The sequence below is a fragment of the Nocardia sp. NPDC051052 genome, from assembly GCF_044456045.1.
Lineage (GTDB): Bacteria > Actinomycetota > Actinomycetes > Mycobacteriales > Mycobacteriaceae > Nocardia.
In genome coordinates this window covers 584831-608862 of sequence record NZ_JBITFL010000003.1, presented here as the reverse complement: position 1 = coordinate 608862, position 24032 = coordinate 584831, and the positions used below count along the sequence as shown (strand labels likewise).

Annotated in this window: 17 protein-coding genes; 8 read left to right on the top strand and 9 right to left on the bottom strand. The window is 68.0% G+C overall.

Annotation, left to right across the window (positions count from 1 at the left end; genetic code table 11):
- Nucleotides 1-42 precede the first annotated feature (42 nt).
- From ACIBCN_RS13115 to ACIBCN_RS13105, 3 genes are all read right to left on the bottom strand, one after another.
- The gene (locus tag ACIBCN_RS13115; protein WP_396991705.1) at nt 43-2325 is read right to left on the bottom strand and encodes an MMPL family transporter; all 2283 of its coding nucleotides are present in this window, start codon (nt 2323-2325) and stop codon (nt 43-45) included.
- 86 nt (nt 2326-2411) lie between these two features.
- Nucleotides 2412-3713 carry an ammonium transporter gene (locus ACIBCN_RS13110; protein ID WP_396991704.1) on the bottom strand — a complete coding sequence of 434 codons (1302 nt, stop codon included), beginning with the start codon at nt 3711-3713 and terminating at the stop codon, nt 2412-2414.
- Between the two features lie 171 nt (nt 3714-3884).
- The gene (locus tag ACIBCN_RS13105) at nt 3885-4709 is read right to left on the bottom strand and encodes a hypothetical protein (RefSeq protein WP_396991703.1); all 825 of its coding nucleotides are present in this window, start codon (nt 4707-4709) and stop codon (nt 3885-3887) included.
- 466 nt (nt 4710-5175) lie between these two features.
- Between ACIBCN_RS13105 and ACIBCN_RS13100 the strand changes: the two genes are divergently transcribed.
- The 4 genes from ACIBCN_RS13100 (at nt 5176) to ACIBCN_RS13085 (ending at nt 13107) form a co-directional block, all read left to right on the top strand.
- Nucleotides 5176-8010: a DNA polymerase III subunit gamma and tau gene (locus tag ACIBCN_RS13100; protein ID WP_396991702.1), complete on the top strand. Its 2835-nt coding sequence runs from the start codon at nt 5176-5178 to the stop codon at nt 8008-8010.
- Between the two features lie 365 nt (nt 8011-8375).
- Complete coding sequence (locus tag ACIBCN_RS13095; RefSeq protein WP_150400710.1) at nt 8376-9590, top strand: acetyl-CoA C-acetyltransferase; 1215 nt, start codon at nt 8376-8378, stop codon at nt 9588-9590.
- A 135-nt stretch (nt 9591-9725) separates the two neighbouring features.
- Entirely contained in the window at nt 9726-11861 is a 2136-nt protein-coding gene (locus tag ACIBCN_RS13090; RefSeq protein WP_396991901.1) for a 3-hydroxyacyl-CoA dehydrogenase NAD-binding domain-containing protein, read from the top strand.
- A gap of 139 nt (nt 11862-12000) precedes the next feature.
- Entirely contained in the window at nt 12001-13107 is a 1107-nt protein-coding gene (locus tag ACIBCN_RS13085) for an esterase-like activity of phytase family protein (protein WP_396991701.1), read from the top strand.
- Nucleotides 13108-13138: 31 nt separating this feature from the next.
- On the opposite strand, the gene ACIBCN_RS13080 is transcribed toward ACIBCN_RS13085, so the two are convergent.
- Nucleotides 13139-13576, bottom strand: a complete 438-nt coding sequence (locus tag ACIBCN_RS13080; RefSeq protein ID WP_396991700.1) for a MarR family transcriptional regulator — start codon at nt 13574-13576, stop codon at nt 13139-13141.
- 334 nt (nt 13577-13910) lie between these two features.
- Between ACIBCN_RS13080 and ACIBCN_RS13075 the strand changes: the two genes are divergently transcribed.
- Nucleotides 13911-17477: a protein kinase gene (locus ACIBCN_RS13075; RefSeq protein ID WP_396991699.1), complete on the top strand. Its 3567-nt coding sequence runs from the start codon at nt 13911-13913 to the stop codon at nt 17475-17477.
- 20 nt (nt 17478-17497) lie between these two features.
- Here the strand turns inward: ACIBCN_RS13075 and ACIBCN_RS13070 are convergent, their stop codons facing one another.
- Nucleotides 17498-18814 (bottom strand): class I SAM-dependent methyltransferase, encoded by a 1317-nt coding sequence (locus tag ACIBCN_RS13070; RefSeq protein ID WP_396991698.1) that lies wholly within the window; start codon nt 18812-18814, stop codon nt 17498-17500.
- Nucleotides 18811-20283: an FAD-binding oxidoreductase gene (locus ACIBCN_RS13065; protein ID WP_396991900.1), complete on the bottom strand. Its 1473-nt coding sequence runs from the start codon at nt 20281-20283 to the stop codon at nt 18811-18813. Before ACIBCN_RS13065 ends, ACIBCN_RS13070 begins: the two co-directional genes overlap by 4 nt.
- A gap of 207 nt (nt 20284-20490) precedes the next feature.
- On the opposite strand from ACIBCN_RS13065, the gene ACIBCN_RS13060 reads away from it, so the two are divergent.
- Complete coding sequence (locus ACIBCN_RS13060; protein WP_396991697.1) at nt 20491-20925, top strand: SRPBCC family protein; 435 nt, start codon at nt 20491-20493, stop codon at nt 20923-20925.
- Nucleotides 20926-20991: 66 nt separating this feature from the next.
- Here the strand turns inward: ACIBCN_RS13060 and ACIBCN_RS13055 are convergent, their stop codons facing one another.
- From ACIBCN_RS13055 to ACIBCN_RS13045, 3 genes are read right to left on the bottom strand one after another with little or no spacing between them, the layout of a single operon-like run.
- Nucleotides 20992-21342 carry a VOC family protein gene (locus tag ACIBCN_RS13055; protein ID WP_396991696.1) on the bottom strand — a complete coding sequence of 117 codons (351 nt, stop codon included), beginning with the start codon at nt 21340-21342 and terminating at the stop codon, nt 20992-20994.
- 15 nt (nt 21343-21357) lie between these two features.
- Complete coding sequence (locus tag ACIBCN_RS13050; protein ID WP_396991695.1) at nt 21358-22173, bottom strand: MerR family transcriptional regulator; 816 nt, start codon at nt 22171-22173, stop codon at nt 21358-21360.
- Nucleotides 22174-22223: 50 nt separating this feature from the next.
- Nucleotides 22224-22805 carry a hypothetical protein gene (locus tag ACIBCN_RS13045; RefSeq protein ID WP_396991694.1) on the bottom strand — a complete coding sequence of 194 codons (582 nt, stop codon included), beginning with the start codon at nt 22803-22805 and terminating at the stop codon, nt 22224-22226.
- A gap of 238 nt (nt 22806-23043) precedes the next feature.
- Between ACIBCN_RS13045 and ACIBCN_RS13040 the strand changes: the two genes are divergently transcribed.
- Nucleotides 23044-23385: a YbaB/EbfC family nucleoid-associated protein gene (locus ACIBCN_RS13040; RefSeq protein ID WP_396991693.1), complete on the top strand. Its 342-nt coding sequence runs from the start codon at nt 23044-23046 to the stop codon at nt 23383-23385.
- 20 nt (nt 23386-23405) lie between these two features.
- A complete protein-coding gene (gene recR, locus ACIBCN_RS13035; RefSeq protein ID WP_357379883.1) occupies nt 23406-24014 on the top strand; it encodes a recombination mediator RecR in 609 nt (202 codons plus the stop codon).
- The last annotated feature ends 18 nt before the right edge of the window (nt 24015-24032 follow it).

The following is a 24032-nucleotide window of genomic DNA, read 5'->3' as shown; positions in this document are numbered from 1 at the left end:
GAGCGCCGGTGCCGCGCGCCGACCGCGACCTGCCCGCTCCGATCATTCGCGCCCGGCCAGCACGCGCTCGGTCGGATCGGGATCGGCGTGCTCGCGCAACCCGATTCGGGCATGCAGCCGAGCGAGCGGCGCGGGCGCCCACCAGTTCCAGGTGCCCATCAGCTTCATCAGGGCCGGCGCGAGCATGGTGCGGATGAGGGTGGCGTCGGCCAGCACGGTCAGGGTGAGGCCCAGCCCCATCAACTGGATGAACGACACCTTCGAGGTGATCATCGCGCCCATCACGATGGCCATCAGAACGGCTGCGGCCGTGAAGATTCGGCCGGTCCTTGCGACGCCGACGGCAACGGCGTGCACGTTGTCCTCGGCGGTACGCACGATGACGCCGTCGACGACGTGACCGGAGGCCAGCCATTCCTCGCGGATCCGGGAGAGCAGGAACACCTCGTAGTCCATCGACATGCCGAATGCGAGGCAGAACATCAGGATCGGCATGGTCGGAGTCATGTAGCCGACCGGGGTGAAGCCGAGCAGCCCGGACAGATGCCCGTCCTGGAAGATCCACACCATCGCGCCGAACGCGGCGGTGAGCGAAAGCGTGTTGAGCACAATGGCTTTCAACGGCAGTATCAGGCTGCCGGTGAACAGGAACAGGACAACGAAGGTGGCGAGCGCGATGAGCGCGATGGCCAGCGGCAGCCGCTTGCCGAGCGAGTCGAGGGCATCGGCATTGACCGCCGCGCCGCCGCCGAACAGTGCAGGCCCTGGGGCGGGCACGGCGCGTAGTTCGCGCAACTGGGCCTCGCCCGCCGGGGAGAACGGGTCGACGCGCGTCGCGACATTGATGTATTCGCCTGTGCCGTTGGCCATTCCGGCCGGTCCGTTGGCGACCCGGCCGCCCTTGATGAAGACCCCGGAGCTGGACAGCACCGCTGAAACACCGTCCGCCTTGGACAATCCCTTGGCGTAGTCACCGATCGGTCCTGGGCCGCCTCGATAGCCGTCCAGTACGACGGTGGTGTTGTTGCCCGCGTTGGCCGCCGGGAATTCGGCCCGCAGCACATCACCGACCTGGCGGGTGGCGGCGGTGGTGGGCAGCACCCGGTCGTCGGGATAGCCGAATTTCACTGACAGGAACGGCGATCCGAGCGCGAGGAACAGCACGGCGAGCAGCAACGCGACCGGGATGGCGTGCCCGGTCACCCAGGTCACCATCCGGTACCACCGGCTCTGCTCCGGCACCAGCGGCCGCATCGGATCCGGCGCGGAGCGACCGAACAAGCGGCGCAACGGCACCCGGATGTCGAGCGAATTCACCCGGCGCCCGAGCAGCACCAGTGCGGCGGGCAGGATCAGAATCGCCGCCGCGGCCGCCGCGGCGACCACCGCGACACCGGCGTAGGCGAACGACCGCAGGAAGTAGATGTCGAAGATGCTCAGCACGGCAAGCGAAAGCGCGACGGTCAGTGCGGAATACAGCACGGTGCGGCCTGCGGTCTGCACGGCGCGAATGGTCGCGGCCACCGGCTCGAGGCCGTTCGCCAGCTCCTCGCGATACCGGCTGACGATGAACAGGCTGTAGTCGATCGCCAGCGCCAGCCCCAGCGCGGTGGTCATGTTCAGCGCGTAGATGGATACATCGGTGATCAGCGTGAACACCCGCAGGATGGCCAGCGTGGTGAGGATGGCGAAGATGCCGACCGTCAGCGGCAGCGCGGCGGCGATCAGGCTGCCGAAGACCAGCACGAGCACGATCAGCGACACCGGGATCGCGACGCCTTCGGCGATGGCGAGGTCGTGGGTGATCTGTTTGTTCACATCGTGGAACACGGCAGCGGTACCGCTCTGCCGGACGGTGACGCCGTCGGTGGTTCCGGTGAGCTGCTCGGTGAGCTCGCCCGCCGCCTCCTGCGCCTGGGTGTCGTCGCCGGTCAGGTAGGCGAACACCAGGGCTTCCTTGCCGCTGGTGCTGCGCAGTGCGGAGGCCACCGCGGGCGGGGCGGTCCAGTAGGACTGCACGCCCTTGACGTCGCCGCGGGCGCGCAACGTGTCGGTCAGATGGATGCCGGCGGCGCGGGTGGCCGGTGCGTCGGCGCCCGCGTCCGCGCTGACCAGCAGCACGTAGTTCGGTGCCGCCCCGTCGAAATTGTCCGCGAGCAGCCGCGCGACCTGCGACGACTCCGCGTCGGGTGAGGTGAATCCGGCGGACTTCAGATGCGATGCCGCCGTCGCGCCGAACACCCCGCAGAGGATCGCGAGCGCGGCCGCGGCGAGCAGAATTGCCCGGGGATATCGGGTGGCGATCTGTGCGATCCGAGTCAGCACGCGCGGCTCCCTTGCTCGACGCAGTATGTTAACGACGTTAGCGTAACGCCGTTAACCCTGCGCGAACAGAGGGAGCCGTCGCGCGATCAGTGATTCCGGTCACCCATCGGACCCTGGCCGAAATGTCCCTCGCCGAACCGCCGCGGGGCATGACCGTGCACACCCTCCGCGTAGGCCGTCTCGGCGTGCAGCGCGAAATCGATGCCCGCCGTCTCGTCTTCCTGGCTCACCCGGAAACCGATGGTGCGATCGATGATCTTGCCGAGCACGAAGGTCACCACGAACGCGTACGCCGCGACGACGAGCACGCCGACCAGCTGCTTGCCGAGCTGGGCAAACCCGCCGCCGAAGAACAGGCCCCGCACCCCGCCGGTCATCACCTGCGTGGCGAGCAGGCCGATCAGCACCGTGCCGACGATGCCGCCGACGAAGTGCACGCCGACCACGTCGAGCGAATCGTCATATCCCGCTTTGAATTTCCAGCCGACCGCGAACGAACACACCACACCGGCGGTGAGCCCGACGATCAGCGCGCCGAGCGTATTCACCGATCCGCAGGACGGCGTGATCGCGACCAGGCCTGCCACCACGCCGGACGCCGCACCGAAGGTGGTCGGCCTGCCGTCGCGGATCTGCTCGACCGCGAGCCAGCCGAGCATGCCGAGGCAGCCAGCCACCAGGGTGTTCAGAAAGACCGCCGCCGCAACACCATTCGCGGACAGCGCGGAGCCCGCGTTGAAGCCGAACCAGCCGAACCACAGCAGGCCCGCGCCGAGCAGCACGAAGGGCAGGTTGTGCGGACGCATCGCGTCGGTCTTGAAACCGATGCGCGGGCCGAGCACCAGCGCGAGCGCGAGTGCCGAAGCGCCGGAAGCGATCTCGACGACGAGGCCGCCCGCGTAGTCCAGCGCGCCGAACGAGGCCAGCCAGCCGTCCGGACCCCACACCCAGTGCGCGATCGGCGCGTAAACCGCCAGCGCCCACACCGGCACGAAGATCATCCACGCGGCGAATTTCGCGCGGTCCGCGATCGCGCCGCTGACCAAGGCCGCGGTCAGGATCGCGAAGGTCAGCTGGAAGGTGGCGAACAGCAGCTCCGGTACCGCGCCGTGCAGGGTGCCCGGATCGATATTCGCCATGGCGAGATGGTCCAGGTTGCCGATCAGGCCGCCGCCCGCGTCGTCGCTGAAGGCCATGCTGTAGCCGAACAGCAGCCAGGCGACGGTCACCAGCGGGATGGCGATGAAGTTCATCATCAGCATGTTGAGCACGCCGGTCGAGCGCACCATCCCGCCGTAGAACAGCGCGAGCGCCGGCGTCATCAGCAGCACCAGGGCCGTGCTGACGAGCAGCCAGGCGGTGGCCGCGGGATCCAGGGATGTGGACACGGAAAGCTCCTTCCACGCGAGATGCGGCCTCGCACATGCGTGACTCGCAAGCGCTCTCTGCGTTGCAAGGAAATTACCGAATGCTCACCGCCGGATTTGCGCTGGTCTAGGAGTTGCGCGCAAGTTCGGACATGGGATGTTTGTCCAGGGACGTGGTGCGACCGGGACCGATCAGGCGCGGGACTTGCGGGCGATCGCGCGCTGACCGCGTTTGCCGGGAACGGGCAGTTCGTCCTGGATGGCGACCCATTCGGCGGTGGTCAGCCACAGTTGCTGGACGCGGGCGTCGGCGGTGTTGTGGAAGACCCGGCGACCGCGATCGTCGCGCAACTCCTGCGCGACGGTGGACCAGCGCGGGGCGCGATCATGCTCGGCCAGGTAGTCGCCGAGGTAGGCGGCGACCGCGGTGCCGATCGTGTTGACCGGGCGCAGCGAGACCCGGTTGCCGTACTGATCGGAATGGAAGCGGCGTCCGGCGCAGAGCGATCCGGCGTTGGCGTTGGAGGCGATCCAGCCGGCCCGCTGGGCGCGCTCGATCAGCCAGAGGTGTTTCACCGCAGACGGGGCGATGTCGCCGATGCGGGTCCGGATCAGCGACATGACCTGTTCGGAGGACAGCACGTCGCGGCGGGTCGGGCCGATGCCGTGCGCGGTCCAGTGGGCGTCGGCCAGGGTGGCGAGTGCGCGGCCGAAGTCGTCGATGCTGCGCTGGGCGCGGCGGCCGAGGCGCTCGATGCGTTCGGCTTCGCGGCGCATCTCGTTCTGCGTGGTGAGGGTGCGGATCGCGGCCATGGTCGGCACCTGGCCGCGTTCGAGCAGCTCGAGGATGGCGGCGGAGGTTGCGGGATCGGCCGCGGCGGCCACGGGGAGCGAGTCGCGTTTGATCGCGAAGTCCTGCGGGCTGATCGCGCGGCTGAGCAGGTCTACCGCGGAGCGATCGCCGGCGAAGTCGGTGCTGGAAAGCAACGCGGTGGCGATGTCATCAGGCGTTTGCACGGTGAGAAGTTCCTCCGATGGATGTGGAACTCGGTTGCGCTGGAACTTGGCGGTGCGGGAACTTTGGTTGTGCCCCGGTCGGGATGAGGGACCGGCCGGGGCAACCAACCTGATGAAGGTTTGGCTACCGAAGTTGCCGATTGCCACGGTAGCCAGCCGATTGCGTCGGTGTCACCCTCGTTGACGCTTTCGTTATCTCCACAAACCTGCGGCAAATCGGGGAATGGGTACATATTTTCCGGTCTACAAGCGGGAATTGGGCGGTAATTTCCCGCATGCGACCGGTGCCTCGTCAGCGTTAGCTCATGCGTTGCCGCTGTCGGTATCGGTGGGCGGGGTTAAGAAGGGCTCCAGAATCTTGTGATTTGGATCACATCTCAGAATGTTCGCTGGTGCTGTTTCGCCGCGCCGGGCCCGGCGCGCAGCGGGAATGTTCTTTGTCGGTGCGCGCCGGTAACCTCTGGCCGTGGCTCTGTACCGGAAGTACCGACCGGCAACGTTCGCTGAGGTAGTGGGTCAGGAGCACGTCACCGACCCGCTGAGCATCGCCCTGGACACCGGACGGATCAGTCATGCCTACCTGTTCTCCGGACCTCGGGGGTGTGGCAAGACCTCGTCGGCGCGCATCCTGGCGCGGTCGCTGAACTGCGCCGACGGCCCGACCTCGACCCCGTGTGGCGAGTGCCCGTCCTGCGTCGCGCTCGGCCCCGGCGGACCGGGCAACCTGGACGTGATCGAACTCGACGCCGCGAGTCACGGCGGCGTCGACGACACCCGCGAACTGCGCGACCGCGCCTTCTACGCGCCCGCCGAATCCCGCTACCGGGTGTTCATCGTCGACGAGGCGCACATGGTCACCACGGCGGGCTTCAACGCGCTGCTGAAGATCGTCGAGGAGCCGCCCGCCCACCTGATCTTCATCTTCGCCACCACCGAGCCGGACAAGGTGCTGCCGACCATCCGCTCGCGCACCCACCACTACCCGTTCCGGCTGCTGCCACCCGCCACCATGCGCGGCCTGCTCGGCAAGATCTGCGACCAGGAACAGGTCACCGTCGAAGAAGCGGTGTACCCCTTGGTGATTCGCGCGGGCGGTGGCTCGCCGCGCGACAGCCTCAGCGTGCTCGACCAGCTGCTGGCCGGTGCCGGTCCCGAGGGCGTCACCTATTCGCGGGCGGTGTCGCTGCTCGGCGTCACCGATGTCGCGCTGATCGACGACGCGGTCGGCGCGCTGGCCGAGAACGACGGCGCGGAACTGTTCGGCACGGTCGACCGGGTGATGGAGGCGGGGCACGATCCGCGTCGCTTCGCCATCGACCTGCTCGAGCGGTTGCGCGACCTGATCCTGATGCGCGCGGTCCCCGACGCGATCCAGCGCGGCTTGGTCTCCGGGCCGGAGGATGTCCTCGATCGCATGAGTGAACAGGCCGGGCGACTCGGCCCGGCCACGTTGGCGCGCTACGCGGAGTTGCTGCACGAGGCACTCGGCGAAATGCGCGGCGCGACGTCACCGCGGCTGCTGCTCGAGGTCGTCTGCGCCCGCATGCTGCTGCCGTCGGTGTCGGATGCCGAATCCGCGACCTTGCAGCGGTTGGAGCGGCTCGAGCGCGGGTTCGCCGGCGGGGCCGTTGCCACCGCGCCCGCGGCATCGTCGAGCTCGCCGCCCGCCGCAGCCGCCGCGGCGGCAGCTGCCGCCGCGCCAAGGATCGCGCCCGCCAGCGGATCGGGCGAGTCGGCCCGCCGCCGCGGCGCGGAGGCGCTCGCCGCCATCCGCCGGGAGACCGCGGGATCGGGCAGTGCCGCGCAAACAGCTGCCGACGGCGCGGGAGCCGGATCGCGTGGCGAAACTTCCGCTGCTCCAGCGCCGACCGCGAGTGACGCAGGTGCTGCGCGGAGTAGCCACGAGGGTGTCGGCGAGACGGCAGGAGCCCCGGCTGATGGTCGGACCGAATCTGGTGTCTCGACCGCTGTCGCGACGTCCGCGAGCGACGAGGGTGACGCGCGGAATGGCAACGAGGCTGCGGTAACCCGACCGGCTGACAGTTCGACCGGCTCAGATAGTGCGCCGAGTGGCCACGAGGACGCTACGGCGGGTCCGAACGCTGCGTCCCCCGGCGGGTCGGCCGCGAGCGGTGCTGAGGGGATCGACGCGGCAGGGGAAACCGGACCCGTTGGCGTTGGCGCCGGTGCGGCTACCGCTGCCGCGGCGGTCGCTGGGACGGGCAGCTCGGTCGATGAACCGAGCGTGTTGACTCCGATCGAGCACGAATCCGCTGGTGGCACGCAGTCCGAGCCGGGACAGGCTGACGCCGCGCCGGAGCAAGTTCCGACGAGTTCGGGCGAGCCCGCCCCGGCTGCGGCGGCGACCGAAGGCCAAGCGGCGCAGGCGGTTTCCGCAGCTGAGGCGGTTGGCGGGGAGGTTGCTGAACCGGCGCCCGCGCAGGTCGCCCCGGCCCAACCGGAGCCCGCGGTGGCCGCTGTCCAGCCGCCCGCCGCCGCCGCGCGGCCCGATCCGGTAGCCGAGCCGGAACAGCAGGCCGCCCCCGCCGGGTCGAACGCCGATCTGCTGCGCGAGGTCGAGGCCGCCTGGGCGGATATCCGAGCCAAGGTGCGCGAGTTCGGCGCCGCCGTGCAGGCGATGCTGGCCGGTGCCTCGGTGTCGCGCATCGAAGGTGACACGATCGTGTTCGCGCATCAGCACGCGCCGCTGGCCCAGCGACTCTCCGACCCGCGCAACCTGGACGCGGTGCGTTCCGCGGTCCGCGCGGTGCTCGGGCGGGAGCACGACGTGCGCTGGGAAGCGGGCGGTGCCGCGGCGCGACCTGCGGCGACGCAGCGGGCAAGTGCGGCGGCGAAGCCGCAACGCAGTGCCGCGCAACCCGCGACGCGTGAATCCGGCAACGCGGCCGAGCGCGGCGCGGATGCGCCTGCGCCACCGCGGTTCTCGCGGCCGAGTCAGGCCAAGAACGCCGCGGCGGACCAGGCGGCCGGCGCGCACAAGCCGCGTTCGTTCGGCGGTGACGACGACATCCCGCCGCCCGATTTTCCCGATCTACCGGACGATCCCGGCCCTTTTGATTCAGCGCCGCCCGAGTCGGCGCAGCCCCAGGTCGGCAAGGGAGCGGGTAACGGCGCCGGACGCGCCGCCGACGGGGTGGTACCGGAGACCACGCCGGAGGACGAAGAGGAGATGATCCGGGCCGCGGCCGTCCCGGTGGCGCCGGAGGATCGGCGCGACCCCGACGAGGCTGCCCTCGAATTGCTGAAGAGTGAGCTCGGGGCCACACGGCTGAGTGGTTGACAAGCACCGCCGCCAGCACGTTAAGTTAACCGGAGTTCGCACACCACGGTAGTATGAACGGGTGGCCGTGAGCTCCGGTACGACGAGGTTCTATGGTAAGCCCAGGCGTATGGGCGATCGGAACCTGCGTCCGCCGTCGCATGCCGCGTTTTGTACAGCGTATGCACGACGAACGTCAGGGCCGAAGGAGCAAGCTTGCGTAACCACGCAGGCCCAGAGAGTTGTGCAATTCAATACGGCACGGTCGGTCGCAGGACCGGTCGGCGAGGTTACCCGCGGCTACCCGCATCGCGCGGAGTAGCGGCACAGAGCGCTCGGACGGACGACGTCCGGCCGCCGCACCTTTAAGGAAGGAACACTCCGATATGACCACAGAGGCCTACATTTACGAGGCCATCCGCACTCCGCGCGGCCGCGGCAAGAAGAACGGCTCGCTGCATTCGGTCAAGCCGATCGACTTGACTGTTGGTCTGATCCAGGAGCTGCGCGGCCGCTTCCCGAACCTCGACGAAGACCGGATCTCGGATCTGATCCTCGGCGTCGTCAGCCCCGTCGGTGACCAGGGCATGGATATCGCCCGCACCGCGGTGACCGTGGCGGGCCTGCCCGACACCGTCGGCGGCTTCCAGCTCAACCGGTTCTGTGCCTCCGGCCTCGAGGCCGTCAACCTGGCCGCTCAGAAGGTGCGCTCCGGCTTCGACGACCTGGTGCTGGCCGGTGGCGTCGAGTCCATGTCCCGCGTGGCGATGGGCTCCGACGGCGGCGCGTGGGCACTCGATCCCGCCACCAACTACGACACCTACTTTGTGCCGCAGGGTGTTTCGGCCGACCTGATCGCCACCATCGAGGGCTTCAGCCGCGATGACGTCGACGCCTACGCGGTGCGCTCGCAGGAGCTGGCCGCCAAGGCCACCACCGGCGGCTACTTCGCCAAGTCGGTCGTCCCGGTCAAGGACCAGAACGGCATCGTCGTGCTGGACAAGGACGAGCACATGCGTCCCGGCACCACCGCCGAGGATCTGGCCAAGCTCAACCCGTCCTTCGCCGTGATCGGTGAGATGGGTGGCTTCGACGCGGTCGCGCTGCAGAAGTTCTACTTCGTCGAGAAGATCAACCACGTGCACCACGGTGGCAACAGCTCGGGCATCGTCGACGGTGCCGCGCTGGTGCTGGTCGGCACCGAAGAGGCGGGCAAGGCGTCCGGCCTGACCCCGCGTGCGCGCGTCGTCGCGACCGCGACCAGCGGCGCCGACTCGACCATCATGCTGACCGGCCCCACTCCGGCCGCCAAGAAGGCGCTGGCCAAGGCGGGCCTGACGATCGAGGACATGGACCTCGTCGAGATCAACGAGGCGTTCGCCTCGGTGGTGCTGAAGTTCCAGAAGGACCTGAACGTCCCGGACGAGAAGCTGAACGTCAACGGTGGCGCGATCGCGATGGGCCACCCGCTGGGTGCTACCGGTGCGATGATCACCGGCACCATGGTCGACGAGCTGGAGCGCCGCAACGGCCGCTATGCGCTGATCACCCTGTGCATCGGCGGCGGCATGGGCGTGGCCACCATCATCGAGCGCGTCTAACCCAACCGACAGCTGAGAATCACGGCGGCGTGAGCGTCAGGCCCGGAGGCGGCAGCTTGTGTAACCACGCAGGGCCCGCGAACACCGCCAATTAGACACAGGAGACACAGAGCTGTGACCAGCACCGAAACCAACATGATCGGTTGGGAGCAGGATTCGGACGGCATCGTCACGCTGACGATGGACGACCCGAACCAGGGCGCCAACACGATGAACGAGCTGTACAAGACGTCGATGACCGCGACCGTCGAGAAGCTCGAGGCCGAGAAGGACACCATCACCGGCGTGGTGATCACCTCCGCGAAGAAGACCTTCTTCGCCGGCGGCGACCTCAAGAACATGATGAAGGTCGGCCCGGAAGACGGCCAGGGCGTGATGGAAGAGCTCTTCACCATCAAGGACGCGCTGCGCCGCCTGGAGACCCTCGGCAAGCCGGTCGTCGCCGCCATCAACGGCGCCGCGCTCGGCGGTGGCCTCGAGATCACCCTCGCGACCCACTACCGGATCGCCGCCGACGTGCCGGGCGTGCAGCTCGGCCTGCCCGAGGTCAGCCTCGGCCTGCTGCCCGCCGGTGGCGGTGTCACCCGCACCGTGCGCATGCTCGGCCTGCAGAACGCCCTCATGCAGGTGCTGTTGCAGGGCAACAAGTACCGCCCGGGCAAGGCCAAGGAAATCGGCCTGATCAACGAGGTCGTCGGCTCGGTCGAGGAACTGGTGCCCGCCGCCAAGGCGTGGATCAAGGCCAACCCCGAGGGTGGCGTGCAGCCGTGGGACAAGAAGGGCTACAAGATCCCCGGTGGCACCCCGTCCACCCCGGCCTTCGCGGCGAACCTGCCCGCGTTCCCGGCCAACCTGCGTAAGCAGCTCAAGGGCACCAACATGCCGGCCCCGCGGGCGATCATGTCCGCCGCGGTCGAGGGCGCGCAGGTCGACATCGACAACGCCTCGCTCATCGAGTCGCGCTACTTCGTGCACCTGCTCACCGGCCCGGTCGCGAAGAACATGATCCAGGCGTTCTTCTTCGACCTGCAGTCCATCAACAACGGTGGCTCGCGGCCGAACGATGTGCCCAAGAAGGACATCAAGAAGATCGGCGTGCTCGGCGCGGGCATGATGGGCGCGGGCATCGCCTACGTCTCCGCCAAGGCGGGCTACGACGTCGTGCTCAAGGACGTCACCATCGAGGCGGCCGAGCGCGGCAAGAACTACTCCGAGAAGATCGAGGCCAAGGCCCTCTCGCGGGGCAAGACCACCGAGGAGAAGTCCAAGGCGCTGCTGGCCAAGATCACCCCGTCGGCCGATCCCAAGGATTTCGACGGCGTGGACTTCGTGATCGAGGCCGTCTTCGAGAACACCGAGCTCAAGCACAAGGTGTTCCAGGAGATCGAGGACATCGTCACCCCGGACGCGCTGCTCGGCTCGAACACCTCGACGCTGCCGATCACCGGTCTCGCGGCCGGTGTGAAGCGCCAGGAAGACTTCATCGGCATCCACTTCTTCTCGCCGGTCGACAAGATGCCGCTGGTGGAGATCATCAAGGGCGAGAAGACCTCGCCCGAGGCGCTGGCACGGGTGTTCGACTACACCCTCGCGATCAAGAAGACCCCGATCGTCGTCAACGACAGCCGTGGCTTCTTCACCTCGCGGGTGATCGGCACCTTCGTCAACGAGGCGATCGCCATGCTCACCGAGGGCATCGAGCCCGCGACCATCGAGCAGGCCGGCCTGCAGGCGGGCTACCCGGCCGCGCCGCTGCAGCTGTCGGATGAGCTGAACCTCAAGCTCATGCAGAAGATCGCCAAGGAGACCATCGAGGCCGCCGCGGCGGGCGACACCACGATGGGCAAGAAGAAGCACCCGGCGCAGGACGTCATCGACTACATGGTCGGCGAGGGTCGTCCGGGTCGCCTGGAGAAGGCGGGCTTCTACGAGTACGACGACGACGGCAAGCGCACCGGCCTGTGGCCCGGCCTGCGTGAGCACTTCAAGACCGTGGCTGACTTCGGTGTGCCGCTGCAGGATCTGATCGACCGCATGCTGTTCGCGGAGGCGATCGAGACCCAGAAGTGTTTCGACGAGGGTGTGCTGGAGACCACCGCCGATGCCAACATCGGCTCGATCTTCGGCATCGGCTTCCCGGCCTGGACCGGTGGTGTGCACCAGTTCATCGTTGGTTACCCGGGTGGGCAGGCGGCGTTCGTCGAGCGCGCCGACTACCTCGCCAAGACCTACGGCGATCGCTTCGAGGTTCCGGCCTCGCTGCGCAAGTAGTTACCAACGGCAGAGCGTCACCAACGGCAAAGCCCGCCACCGCGATTCGCGGCGGCGGGCTTTCGCCGTTGTCGGGGCTATTCGGCGGATTCGGGTGTTGTTCACCTGTTGGTACCGCATGGTGGATAGCGTGATGCGCGTGAGACGTGGACTTCCTCGACGTGGGCAAGCACTGTTGGTTGCGACCGTCGCGGTGGCGCTCGGCGTGGCGCCCGCCGCCGCGGCGCCGGACTCGGGCCAGGCGGTCCGGCTGCTCGGCGAGCAGGTGGTGCCCAACGACCTGGTCTTCCACGACACCGCCGTCGGCGGCCTGTCCGGGATCGACTTCGATTCCCGCACCGGCGATTACGTGCTGATCAGCGACGACCGCTCGGAGCGTGATCCGGCCCGGTTCTATACCGCGCGCATCCCGGTGGGCGAAAACGGCATCGGCCCGGTGACATTCACCGGTACGCGGCCGCTGCTGACCGCCGCGGGTGCCACCTACGGCCCGAAGTCGTTGGACCCCGAGGAGATTCGGGTCGATCCGTGGACCGGCGACTACTACTGGACGCAGGAGGGTGAGCGCACCGACACCGTGCTCGCCGACCCCTCGGTCCGCGTCACGCGTCCCGACGGGACCTTCGCGGCCGAGCTGCCGATCCCGGACAACGAACGGATGCGGCCGAATTCGGGTCCGCGGCAGAATCTCGCGCTGGAGGGCGCCACGTTCACCGCGGGCGGTTCGCTATTCGTGACGTCGGTGGAAGGCCCGCTGCTGCAAGACGGCCCGCTGGCGACGACAACGGCGGGCGCGACCTCGCGGCTCACCGTCCAGGCGCGGTCCGGCCAGCTGCTCGCCCAGTACGCGTACCCGATGGAGCCGGTGTTCGCCGAATCCCGTCCGCAGCCCGATCTCGGCATGAACGGGATCGCCTCGATCCTGGCCGTCGACCCGGTCGACCCGTCGAAGATCCTTGTCCTGGAACGCTCTTTCGTCTTCGGCGTCGGTAACAAGATCCGGATCTTCGAGGCCGACCTGAGCGCCGCCACCAACGTGCTCGACGCTCCGCTCGGCGACGCCCGCCCGGTCAGCAAGCGCCTGCTGGTCGACCTGGCCGACGTGGGCCTGCGCAACCTCGACAATGTCGAAGGCATGACCTGGGGCCCGCGCCTGCCCTCCGGCGAGCGCACCTTGATCCTGGTGAGCGACAACAACTTCGCCGACAACCAGATCACCCAAGTCATCGCGCTCGCCGTTCGCTAGGACGCGCCCGCCCGCAGCGGTCGCTCCGGATCTATTCGGTGCGCAGGTCTTCGGTCGCGTCGCGGTACGCGTCGGCGGCACGAATGAAGTAGTCGAACAGCACTTCTCGCTGTTCGGGGGTATAGCTGCCGATGATTTCGCCGATCCGGCGGCGCGCCGGGGCCAGCATTTCGTCGAATTCGGCTGACGTGCCGACCAATTCGACGAGCACTTTGCGCCGGTCGCCGGGCACCGGCACGCGACGCACGTAACCCGCGTCCGCCAGTCGATCGATCAGCCGCGTCGTGGGGCCGGTGGTCAGTCCGCTGCGCGTGCCGAGTTCGCCCGGCGTCATCGGCCCGGTCAACTCCAGGATGTTCAGTGCGTACAGGTCGGTCGCGCCGAGGTCGACGGCCCGCGCACTGGCCTGTCCGTGCAGCATGACCGCGCTCAGATAGCGCCGGTAAACCTCGCTCGCATCCGATCCCATGGGGGTGTTGACACGGCAAGGTTGGTCAGGCGGGTCGCTGGGAAATTGCGTCCTTCCACAACACCAAGCGTCAGAATGTGATGGAGCGAATCTCGTTCCTGATCGCGCCGGAAACAAGGCCCGCGGCGGAGCGCTGAGCGGGGAGAATTATGGGGGAAGGTGGTGATGGAAAAGATCCTGTTCCGAAACTTCTCCCACCGGACGCCGTGCCCGCGCTACGTTGGAGTATGCGCAGACATATCGGACATCGCGCGGGGTTCCGGGTGATGTCCGACCGTCGGCGCGCTTATTGGTTGCCGGTGACGCCGATTCGATATGAGTTCGAGGTGGTCACGTGAATCCACGGACACAGGCGGGGGCGGTCGGCCCGGACTCGACTCCGGCCGACTCGGATACCCAGCGCCACCCGCTCATCGGGATCGCCGACGAGCTGGAGGCGCTTGGCCTGTCGGAAGCGAAGGAGATCGGCCGGGGCGGCTTCGGCGTGGTCTATCGCTGCATCCAACGAGCCCTGGAGCGGGTGGTCGCGGTGAAGGTGCTCTCCTCGGAGATCGAGGTGGAGAGCCGCGAGCGCTTCCTGCGCGAGGAGCAGGCCATGGGCCGGCTGTCCGGCCACCCGAACATCGTCGACATTCTGCAGGTGGACGTGACGTTGAGCGGCCTGCCGTTCATTGTCATGCCGTACTGCACCCGCGGCTCGCTGGAGCAGGTGATCCGCGATCAGGGACCGCTCACCTGGGCCGACTCGTTGCGGGCCGGGGTGAAGCTGGCGGGCGCGATCGAGAGCGCGCATCGCGCCCAGATCCTGCACCGCGACGTGAAACCGGCGAACGTCCTGCTCAGCGGCTACGGCGAGCCGCAGCTGACCGACTTCGGCATCGCCAGGATCCCCGGCGGCTTCCAGACCTCCAGCAGCCTGATCACCGGGTCGCCCGCGTTCACCGCGCCGGAAGTGCTCAAGGGCGACGACCCGACCACCCTCTCCGACGTCTACGGCCTCGGCGCGACGCTGTTCGCGCTGCTCACCGGGCACGCCGCCTTCGAGCGGCAGGCGGGGGAGAAGGTGGTCGCGCAGTTCCTGCGGATCACCACCCAGCCGGTGCCGGACCTGCGCGAGCACGACATCCCGCCGGACGTGGCCGAGGTGATCCAGCAGGCCATGTCCATCGACCCCGACGAACGCCCGCCCTCGGCCTACGAATTCGGGCAACTGCTGCGCGCGGTGCAGCGCGACCACGATCAGATGCCCGACGAGATGGCGCTGCTGGAAACCATCGCCGCGCCCGAACCGATGGCACATCCCACCGAATCCGCGGCGTCGACCAAGTCCAGGCCCGCGGTGACCGCCCGGCGCAGCTGGCCGTTGACGCTGCGTCCGGCGTTGTCCCAGCCCACGGGGGCCAGCGGCTCGGCAATCACCTTGCCGCCGACCGCGGCCACCAAGTTCCGTCCACCGACCCCGGCCCGCGACCCGGTCCCGCGCCCGCGGCTGCTGGACGTCCTGCGCGCGGGCGGTCGGCGCAGGCTCGCCGTGATCCACGCGCCCGCCGGTTTCGGCAAGAGCACCGTGGCCGCGCAGTGGCGGACCGACCTGACCGACCGCGGCATCCCGGTCGCCTGGATCGGCATCGATCGCGACGACGACAACGAGATATGGTTCCTCGCCCACCTCATCCAGGCCATCCGCCGGGTTCGCCCGGACGTGGGTGTCGGCTTGGATCAGGCGCTCGAGGAAAGGCCCGCCGACGCGGGTGCTTTCGTCATCTCCACGCTCATCGACGAAATCCATGCCAGCGGCAGCACGGTGGTGGTGGTCATCGACGACTGGCATCGAGTCGTCGACGCGGGTGCGCACCGGGCGATGGAAGCGTTGCTGGACAACGGATGTCACCATCTGCGCTTCGTGGTGACCAGCCGGGAGCAGTCCGGCCTGCCGACCAGTCGGTTGCGAGTGCACGACGAACTGGTCGAGATCGGTTCCAGCGCACTGCGTTTGACCACGGAGGAGACCAACGAGATCCTGGTGCGCCAGCACGGATTTCCGCTCAGCGACACCCAGGTGGAGCAGATCCACGCCGCCACCGATGGCTGGCCGGCCGCCATCCAACTGGTCAGCCTGTCTCTGCGCGGCAACGCCGACCCGGCGCAGCTGATCGCCACCCTGCCCGAGGGCAATCACGGCATCCGCGAGTACCTCGCCGAAAATGTCTTGGACACACTGGAACCCAAGATGCTCGACTTCCTGATGTCGATCTCGGTGACCGAGCGGGTGTGTGGTTCGCTGGCCGCGGCGCTGTCCGAGGACACGGACGCCGAGCAACTGCTGGAGCAGGCCGAGCAGCGCGAGCTGTTCCTGCGCCGGATCGTGCACGATCCGGAGTGGTTCCGGATGCAGCCGCTGTTCGCCGAGCATCTGCGGGCCCGCCTGGAACGGGCCCAGCCCGGCAGGCTGAAGTCGTTGCACCGCAAGGCAGCCCGCTGGTATGCCGAGCATCAGCTGCTGCGCAAGTCGGTCGATCACGCGCTCGCCGCCACCGACTTCAAGATGGCACTCGACCTGCTCGAGACCGGCGGCATGGACCTGATCGATCGTTCCCGCCTGGCCACGCTGCTCGGCTCGGTCTCCAAACTGCCGATGGCGCAGGTGGCTTCGCGGTCCAAGCTGTTGATGGCGGTGGCCAGGGCCAACGTGAACCTGCAGCAGTCGGGCGCGGCACGCACGGCGCTTGGCAGGCTGTCCAATATCCTCGCGCGCGGTTCGTCCACCGATGAGGAGGTGGGCCAGCAGCGCTGCCAGGCCGCCGTGATCGGCGCCGCCGACCAGATCGCCCGCGACCATACCGACGGCGTGCTCGACCGGGTCGCGGACTGCCTGCAGAAGCCGGACGAGCTGCCCGCCTGGACCGTGTCGACCGCGGCGAACCTGACCTCGTTCGTGCGGCTGTGTGAGTTCGACTTCGACGGCGCCCGGGAGATCCAGGACTGGGCGGCGGAATACCATGCGCGGTCCAAGGATCCGCTCGGCGCGGTGTTCGGGTTGTGCGGGCGCGGTGCCGCCGCCTACGAGCAGCTCGACATCCCCACGGCGACAGCGTGTTTCCAGGAGGCCTGGCAGGTAGCCAAGCAGCGGTCGGGTCCGCGCTCGCACTCGCTGCGGGTGGCTTCGGCGATGCTCGGCGAATTGAACTATCGCCGTGGCGATCTCGACGCGGCCGACCAGTTGCTCGACGAGAGCCATCAGCTGGTCGCCAGGGTCGGCCCGGTGGACTTCCTGATCTCGACGTTCGTCATCGGGGCCAGGGTCAAGGCAGTGCGCGGCGACTTGTTCACGGCCGCCACCCGGCTCGACGAGGGCGCGCGGATCGCGAACGACAACAGGCTGTTCCGCCTCGCCGCGCATATCCGCGCCGAACGGCTGCGCCTCGGGTTACCGCTGGACGACGCGGATGACCAATTCGCAGGCCCCGAATCATCCGCCGCGCCACTGCGTGCGGGTCATCGGATGACCGGTGCCGCCGTGCTCACCGCGGAGGCCGAGGAGGTCGCCGCAATCCGCACTCTGCTGGCCAAGGGCAGGCTCGGCTCCGACGATCGCGCGGTCCGCCGAGCACGCGCCCTGCACGGCCGCATGCTCGACAAAAGCCGCCCCCGAGCCCAATTGGACGCCTCGCTGCTGCTCGCCGAATGTCTCGCCGCCTCGGGCTGGGTCGGCGAGGCCACCGGCCTGCTGCTGCCCGCGGCCGCGACCTGCGCCGGACTGGGCTGGACCAGGCCACTGCTCGACGCGGGTCCGGGCGTGGTCTCCATCCTGCGCGTGCTGCGCGCCGAAATGCCTTCCGCCGCAGCACATACCGGAGACATAGAACTGCCCGCCCTATTCCTGGACGAACTCCTGGACTAGGACGGGCAGCGCCGCGAAAGTTACGGCTGCCACCAGGGGCGCAGGGGCACCGTCCAGTCGCCGTCCGCCGGCAGTTTCACGCCGAGCACCTGGTGCAGCTGAACCACGTTGCGCTGGAAGCCGAGCCGGCAACCCGCCATGTACAGGCCCCACACCTTCGCGGTGCCCTCGCCGACCTCCGCGACGCACGCGTCCCAGTTCTCGACCAGGTTCTTGCACCATTCGTGCAGGGTCAGCGCGTAGTGCTCGCGCAGGTTCTCCTCATGCAGCACCTCGAGCCCGGTGTTCTGGATCTCGGAGATGATCCGGCCGGAGCCGATCAGTTCGCCGTCCGGGAACACGTACCGGTCGATGAAGTCACCGGCCTTGGTGGTCCTGGTGTTGTCCGGGCGGGTGATGCTGTGATTGAGGAACAGGCCGCCGTCGCGCAGCTTGGTCTTCATGAAGTCGAAGTAGTACGGGTAGTTGTGCACACCGATGTGTTCGGTCAACCCGATCGAGGACACCGCGTCGAACTCGCCCTCCGGGATGTCCCGGTAGTCGGAGTGGCGGACCTCGGCGAGCTCGGCGAGGCCCTGCTCGGCGATCTTCTGCTGGGCCCACTCGGCTTGCTCGGCGGACAGCGTCGCGCCGATCACCTTGACGCCGCGCTTGGCCGCGTAGCGGACCATGCCGCCCCAGCCGCAGCCGATGTCGAGCAGCCGGTCGCCTTCCTTCAGCCGCAGCTTCTCGAAGACCAGGCGGTACTTGTTCTCCTGCGCCTGTTCCAGCGTCCAGTCCTCGTCGCCGTAACACGCACAGGTGTAGGTCATCGACGGGCCGAGCACGTACTCGTAGAACTTGTTCGAGACGTCGTAGTGGTGGTGGATCGCCTCGGCGTCGCGAGTCTTGGAGTGCCGCAGGCCTTCCAGCGCGATCCGGCGCCAGCGCGGCAGCGTCTCCTGCGGCGGCGGCGCGATCGGCTTGAGCCGCTCCCAGCCCAGCGAGCGGGCGATGGTGACCAGCGCGAGCGCGGACGGACGGTGGAACTTCAGCCCGTCCATCGCCGCGAGGATGTCGTAGGGATCGCCGGGATGCACGCCGTCGGCGGTCATATCGCCGGAAATGTAGGCGCGCGCCATGCCGAGATCGCCGGGCGCGGTCGCCAGATAGTTAATGCCGCGTGGCGTCTTGATGTCCAGCGCGTACTTCGAGTCTTCCGGACCGGTCGCGCTGCCGTCGTAGGCGGTCAGCCGGATCGGTGCCTCGCCGTCGATCAGCGTCTCGAAGATCTCGGCAATGCTGAGTTTGGCTCCGAGGTCACCTAAGACGTCGGAACGGTCCTTGAATGTCGTCATTTGCGTTGCACCGCCTTCGAATACAAATCCAGCAGCCGCTGGTCCGGGTCGTAGCGTTTCTTCAATTCGGTGTAAATGTTGCCGCCGTACAGCGCCGCGAACTCATCTTTGTCGTAGTAGGAATCGGAGTACAGCGACTTATGTCCGTCGAAGTCGGTCACGGTGCGCTCGATCGCACGGTTGGCCGCTCCTTCCTGCTGTCCGGGCACGGTGGGGACGGCGGACCAGAACCCGACGTTGACATACGTCCGGTTCGGCTCGAGGGGGTACAGCGGCCAGGTGCGCCCGGTCGTCGCGGGCGCGTCGGTGTCGCGCAGCCGCAGCGGGCACAGCCAGATCGGCTCTATCGGAATCTCGCGCAGGAACCATTCGACGAAGTCGGCGGTGCGGTCCACCGGCACCTCGATATCCTGCACCACCCGCTCGCGCGGCGAGTTGCCCTGGCGGGCCTCCAGCTTGTCGGCGATGTTGTATTTGTGATCGAGCGCGATCAGCTTCCAGTAGAAGCTGCTGCGCCGGTAGCGTTTCGGCCAGAACCGGCGGATCTTCGGGTTCTGCGTGCCGAACGCTCGCGAGCACCAGAACCAGTCGGTGTCCCACCGCCACAGGTAATCGTGGATGGTCAGGCGGTCGCGCTTGGGCTGCACGGGAGCGGAGCCTGCGGAGCGACCCGATGGATCGGTGTCGTGCTGAATGGACCGATAGAAGATGTCCATGTCGGTGTAGTCGCTGACCGGGCCCGGCTCGTCGGTCTGGCGGCCGAGGGTCAGGTAGCTCTCGTCGGCGGTGAACACCACGCCGTCGAGGTAGTCGACGCGCTCGCCGTCGTAGACCTTCTCGTCGACGATGGTGGCGAGGGTCCGCTCCAGCTCGCGCAGGTCGTGGAAGCGCAGGTGGCGCAGGGCCACGAACGGCTGCACGGTTTCCAGTTCGATCTTCAGCCGGACCGAATAGCCGAGGGTGCCGTAGGAATTGGGGAAACCGCGGAACAGGTCGGCGTGCTCGTTGTCCGGGGTGGCGGTGATGATCTCGCCCGACCCGGTCAGGATGTCCATCTCCAGCACCGACTCGTGCGGCAGGCCGTTGCGGAACGAGGTCGACTCGATGCCGAGGCCGGTCACCGCGCCGCCCAGCGTGATCGTCTTGAGCTGCGGCACCACGAACGGCGCGAGGCCGTACGGGAGGGTGGCGGCGACCAGGTTCTCGTAGGTGGTCATGCCTGCGACGTCGGCGGTCTTGGCCACCGGATCCACCGCGATCACCTGGGCCAGTCCCGATACATCGAGGCCGGGCGCGGGGTTTTTCGCCCTGGCCCGGAACAAGTTCGAGGTCTTCTTCGCCAGCCGCACATTCGCGTCCCGGGGAATCGCGCGATAACTCGCCAGGAGTCGATCTACCCCAGCTCGATGCGCGGCAAACCCGGATTCGTGCGCGGCCGGAGCGCGTCCGGCCTTCCCCAACAGACTCACTGCCACCCCTCGACGCTAGTACGCACCTGAGTGTGAGACCACCGCGAGGGCAGGGTCTCGGGAGAAATGTCACGCATATGTTGCGAACCGGAATACCGACCGGCTCGGAGAAGTTCGCCACACGACTCGACCGGCATGCGGTGTGGTGGCCGCTACAGGGCAGGATGAAGACCGGTCGATATACCGTACCCGGACAAGGAGCTCATTGTGGGACAGGTCAGCGCCAGTAGTTCGATCACCGTTGCGGCGGACCCGCAGCGCACCCTCGAGGCCATCGCGGACTACGAGACGGTGCGGCCGCGCATTCTGTCGTCGCACTACCACGACTACAAGGTCGTCGAGGGCGGCAAGGGCGCGGGCACCGTGGCCGAGTGGACACTGCAGGCCACCGAGAAGCGCTCGCGCAGCGTGCACGCGGTGGTGGCGGTGTCGGATTCGATTGTCACCGAGCGCGATTCCAACTCCACCATGGTCAACACCTGGACCGTGACGCCGGACGGCGCCGGCGCGCAGGTCACCCTGCGCACCACCTGGCAGGGCGCGGGCGGCGTCGCGGGCATCTTCGAGGGAATCTTCGCGCCGCTCGGCCTGAAGAAGATCCAGGCCGAGGTGCTCGGCAACCTGCAGCGCGAACTCGCCTGACACCCAAGCCATAACGCGAAGCGCAGCCCGACCCCTCGTGTCGGGCTGCGTTGTCGAGCCGGGTGGCTACGCCGCGCCGATGTCGAAGAGGTTGCCCTCCGGGTCGGCCAGCGTTGTCCACTGCGCGCCGTACTCGTCGAAGTCGCCGATCCGCTTGGCGCCCAGGCTGACCGCGCGCTCGACGTGCTGATGCCAGTCCTCGGCGTGGAAGTCGAGGTGGATCACGTTCTTGCCCGGGTTCTTGTCGGGTACCTGGATGAACATCAGCAGCGGCGACAGGCCGGACGCGCTGCCGACGGTGGCGAATCGCGCGGACGCGCCCGCGTCGACCGGCTTGTCCAGCAGCTCCGACCAGAATCCGGCCAGGGTGGCGGCGTCGGCGCAGTCGACGGTGATGTGCGCGAGTGACAGTGTCATGGGGTTCTCCACTTCTCAGAGCAGGCCGATCGGCCAGCAGACTTCGGTTCGGTAGCTGTTCGGGTCGTCGGTGTCGTCGGGGCTGAGCAGGTAGCGCTCCCGGACGGGCTCGGCCAGCGCGGTGTCGTGTTCGGCGACGTAGCTGCCCAGTGCGCCGTAGGTGCGGTCGAAGTCGTCGAAATCCCCCTCGTGCAGCGCGACGGCGAAGCGGCGCGCGGGCAGCTCGATGATCGAGACCCGCTCGGCCGGTGCGATCCGGGCGGCGGCCGGGATCGGCACGTAGGCGACCACCTCGCCGAGGTCGTTCTCGAAGAAGTCCATCGAATAGGTGGCGCCATCGACGCCGTCGGGCTCGATACCCGTCGCGGCCAGCGTCCGGTGCAGCAGCGGGTATGCCGCAGCGCACCACGGGCCGATGTCGTCCCTGCTGACCACCTCGGTAAGCGCCAGCGCGGAAAAGGCGTGGATCGAGCGGTATTCGACGACGATCGGCGCGGACGGGGTGAGCAATGACCGCAATGACGCCACCACCGAGCGGGTCCTGGCCAGCTCGGCCTCCATCCGTTCCAGGTGTGCGCGCAGCGCGGCATCGCGGATGCCGGTGTCGGGGGCGGTCAGCACGGCCTTGATCTCGGGCAGCGGCATGTCGAGCCGGCGCAGGCGCCGGATCAGATGAGCCTGTGCCACTTGGTCGGTCGAGTAGCGCCGATAGCCGGATCCCGTATCGATCTCGATGGGTTCGAGCAGCTCGATGTCGTGGTAGTACCGGAGCGTTTTCACGGTCAGGTACGTCAGCCTGGCGAACTCCCCGATGGAGACGGTCGCTGTCATGCCTTCAGCGAACACCCTCCAGCGGGGGGAGAGTCAATTTCCCGGGAAGGTCAGCCGAGGACGAAGGTCAGCAGCAGGGTGTTCTGGAAGAAGCCGCGCCACCACGAGTAGCCGAACCAGACGCCAGGGGTGATCTCCCTGATCTCGTCGTAGACCTGGGGGGTGGGGGACGGGTCGTAGTTGAGCGCCCAGGTCGGCTTGCCGTCGAGCATCGCTGGCGCGGTGTACACGTAAGCGGGCCAGGCCTCGTAGCCCGCGCCGGTCACCCGGTTGGTCAGCATGCCGCCGTCCGGGCCGGTGTAGAAGGTCTTGCCGATCCAGAACGCGGGCGCGATGCCCTCGATCGCGGGCGGCCTGGTCACCCAGCCGTTCTGCACGCCCATCGGCACGTCGCCGCGCTCGGCGTCCCGGAAGATGGCGTCCTGCTGCTCCGGCGAGCAACGCACGCGCAGCGAGTCGATGGTGGCCGCCCGGTTGTCCGGGTAGAGGACACAGCCGCCGCCGTAATCGGCGGCCGCCGCGGTGACACCGGGATCCGCGGTCGCCGCCGGTGCGGCAATGCCGAGGAAGATGCCGGGAACCCCCAGCGAAAGCACCGCGGTGCTCAGGAAACGCGCCCTCATCGTGCTCATATCGGTACTCCAGAACTCCCGACCTACTTCTCGATGGTAGGTCGATCTTGTGGTGCTGAACCCGGACGTACCCAACCTGTTACCGGCCATGCATCGAAGACATAACGACCGGTCGGGAGCTATATTGCCGAACGGATTTCGCGCGCGCGGGTGCGTCGACCGGTCGAGGCGGGGCGGGGCCACCGCGGCGTCAGGGACTAGGCTGATCAGTGACACTTTCCCCAGAGAGGAATATGCCGTGCAGCCCGGTGGCCAGTTCGACATGCAGCAGTTACTCGCCCAAGCGCAGCAGATGCAACAGGCGGTGATGGAAGCCCAGGCCGAGATCTCCGCGGCCGAGGTGGCAGGCCAGGCCGGTGGCGGGCTGGTCACGGTCACCATCAAGGCCTCCGGTGAGGTCGTCGCGCTGACCATCGATCCCAAGGCGGTCGACCCGGAAGACGTGGAGACGTTGCAGGACTTGGTGATCGGCGCGGTCAACGACGCGATGGCCAACGCGCAGCAGCTGGCGGCCGAGCGGCTCGGCCCGCTCTCGGGTGGGCTCGGTGGCGGCTCGCTGCCCGGGCTGCCGGGCCTCTGAGAGCCACGGGGACATAGCCGTTGTACGAGGGTCCGGTTCAGGATCTGATCGACGAGCTCGGCAAGCTGCCCGGCGTCGGTCCGAAGAGCGCACAGCGCATCGCGTTTCATCTGCTGCAGGTAGAGCCGCCGGAGATCGACCGGTTGCAGGCCGCCCTGCAGAAGGTGCGCGACGGCGTGCAGTTCTGCGTGGTCTGCGGCACCGTCTCCGACGGCGAGAAGTGCCGCATCTGCGCCGACGCGCGCCGCGACCGCACCATGATCTGCGTGGTCGAGGAGCCCAAGGACGTGCAGGCGATCGAGCGCACCCGTGAGTTCCGTGGTCGCTACCACGTGCTCGGCGGCGCGCTCGACCCGCTGAGCGGCATCGGGCCCGACCAGCTGCGGATCCGGGAGTTGCTGGCGCGCATCGGCAATCAAGAGGACGGCATCGATGTCACCGAGGTGATCATCGCGACCGACCCGAACACCGAGGGCGAGGCGACGGCCACCTACCTGGTGCGGATGCTGCGCGATTTCCCCGGCTTGAGCGTGACCAGGCTGGCGTCGGGTCTGCCGATGGGCGGCGATCTGGAATTCGCGGACGAACTCACCCTGGGCCGCGCGCTGTCCGGCCGGCGCGCGCTCTAACTTCGGCGCAGGTCCAGC

Bases quoted from the DNA above. Each gene is read 5' to 3' on its own strand.
- ACIBCN_RS13055 (WP_396991696.1), bottom strand. From the start codon at position 21,342: ATGACACTGTCACTCGCGCACATCACCGTCGACTGCGCCGACGCCGCC.
- ACIBCN_RS13090 (WP_396991901.1), top strand. From the start codon at position 9,726: ATGATCGGTTGGGAGCAGGATTCGGACGGCATCGTCACGCTGACGATG.
- ACIBCN_RS13045 (WP_396991694.1), bottom strand. From the start codon at position 22,805: ATGAGCACGATGAGGGCGCGTTTCCTGAGCACCGCGGTGCTTTCGCTG.
- ACIBCN_RS13080 (WP_396991700.1), bottom strand. From the start codon at position 13,576: ATGGGATCGGATGCGAGCGAGGTTTACCGGCGCTATCTGAGCGCGGTC.
- ACIBCN_RS13070 (WP_396991698.1), bottom strand. From the start codon at position 18,814: ATGACGACATTCAAGGACCGTTCCGACGTCTTAGGTGACCTCGGAGCC.
- ACIBCN_RS13095 (WP_150400710.1), top strand. From the start codon at position 8,376: ATGACCACAGAGGCCTACATTTACGAGGCCATCCGCACTCCGCGCGGC.
- ACIBCN_RS13050 (WP_396991695.1), bottom strand. From the start codon at position 22,173: ATGACAGCGACCGTCTCCATCGGGGAGTTCGCCAGGCTGACGTACCTG.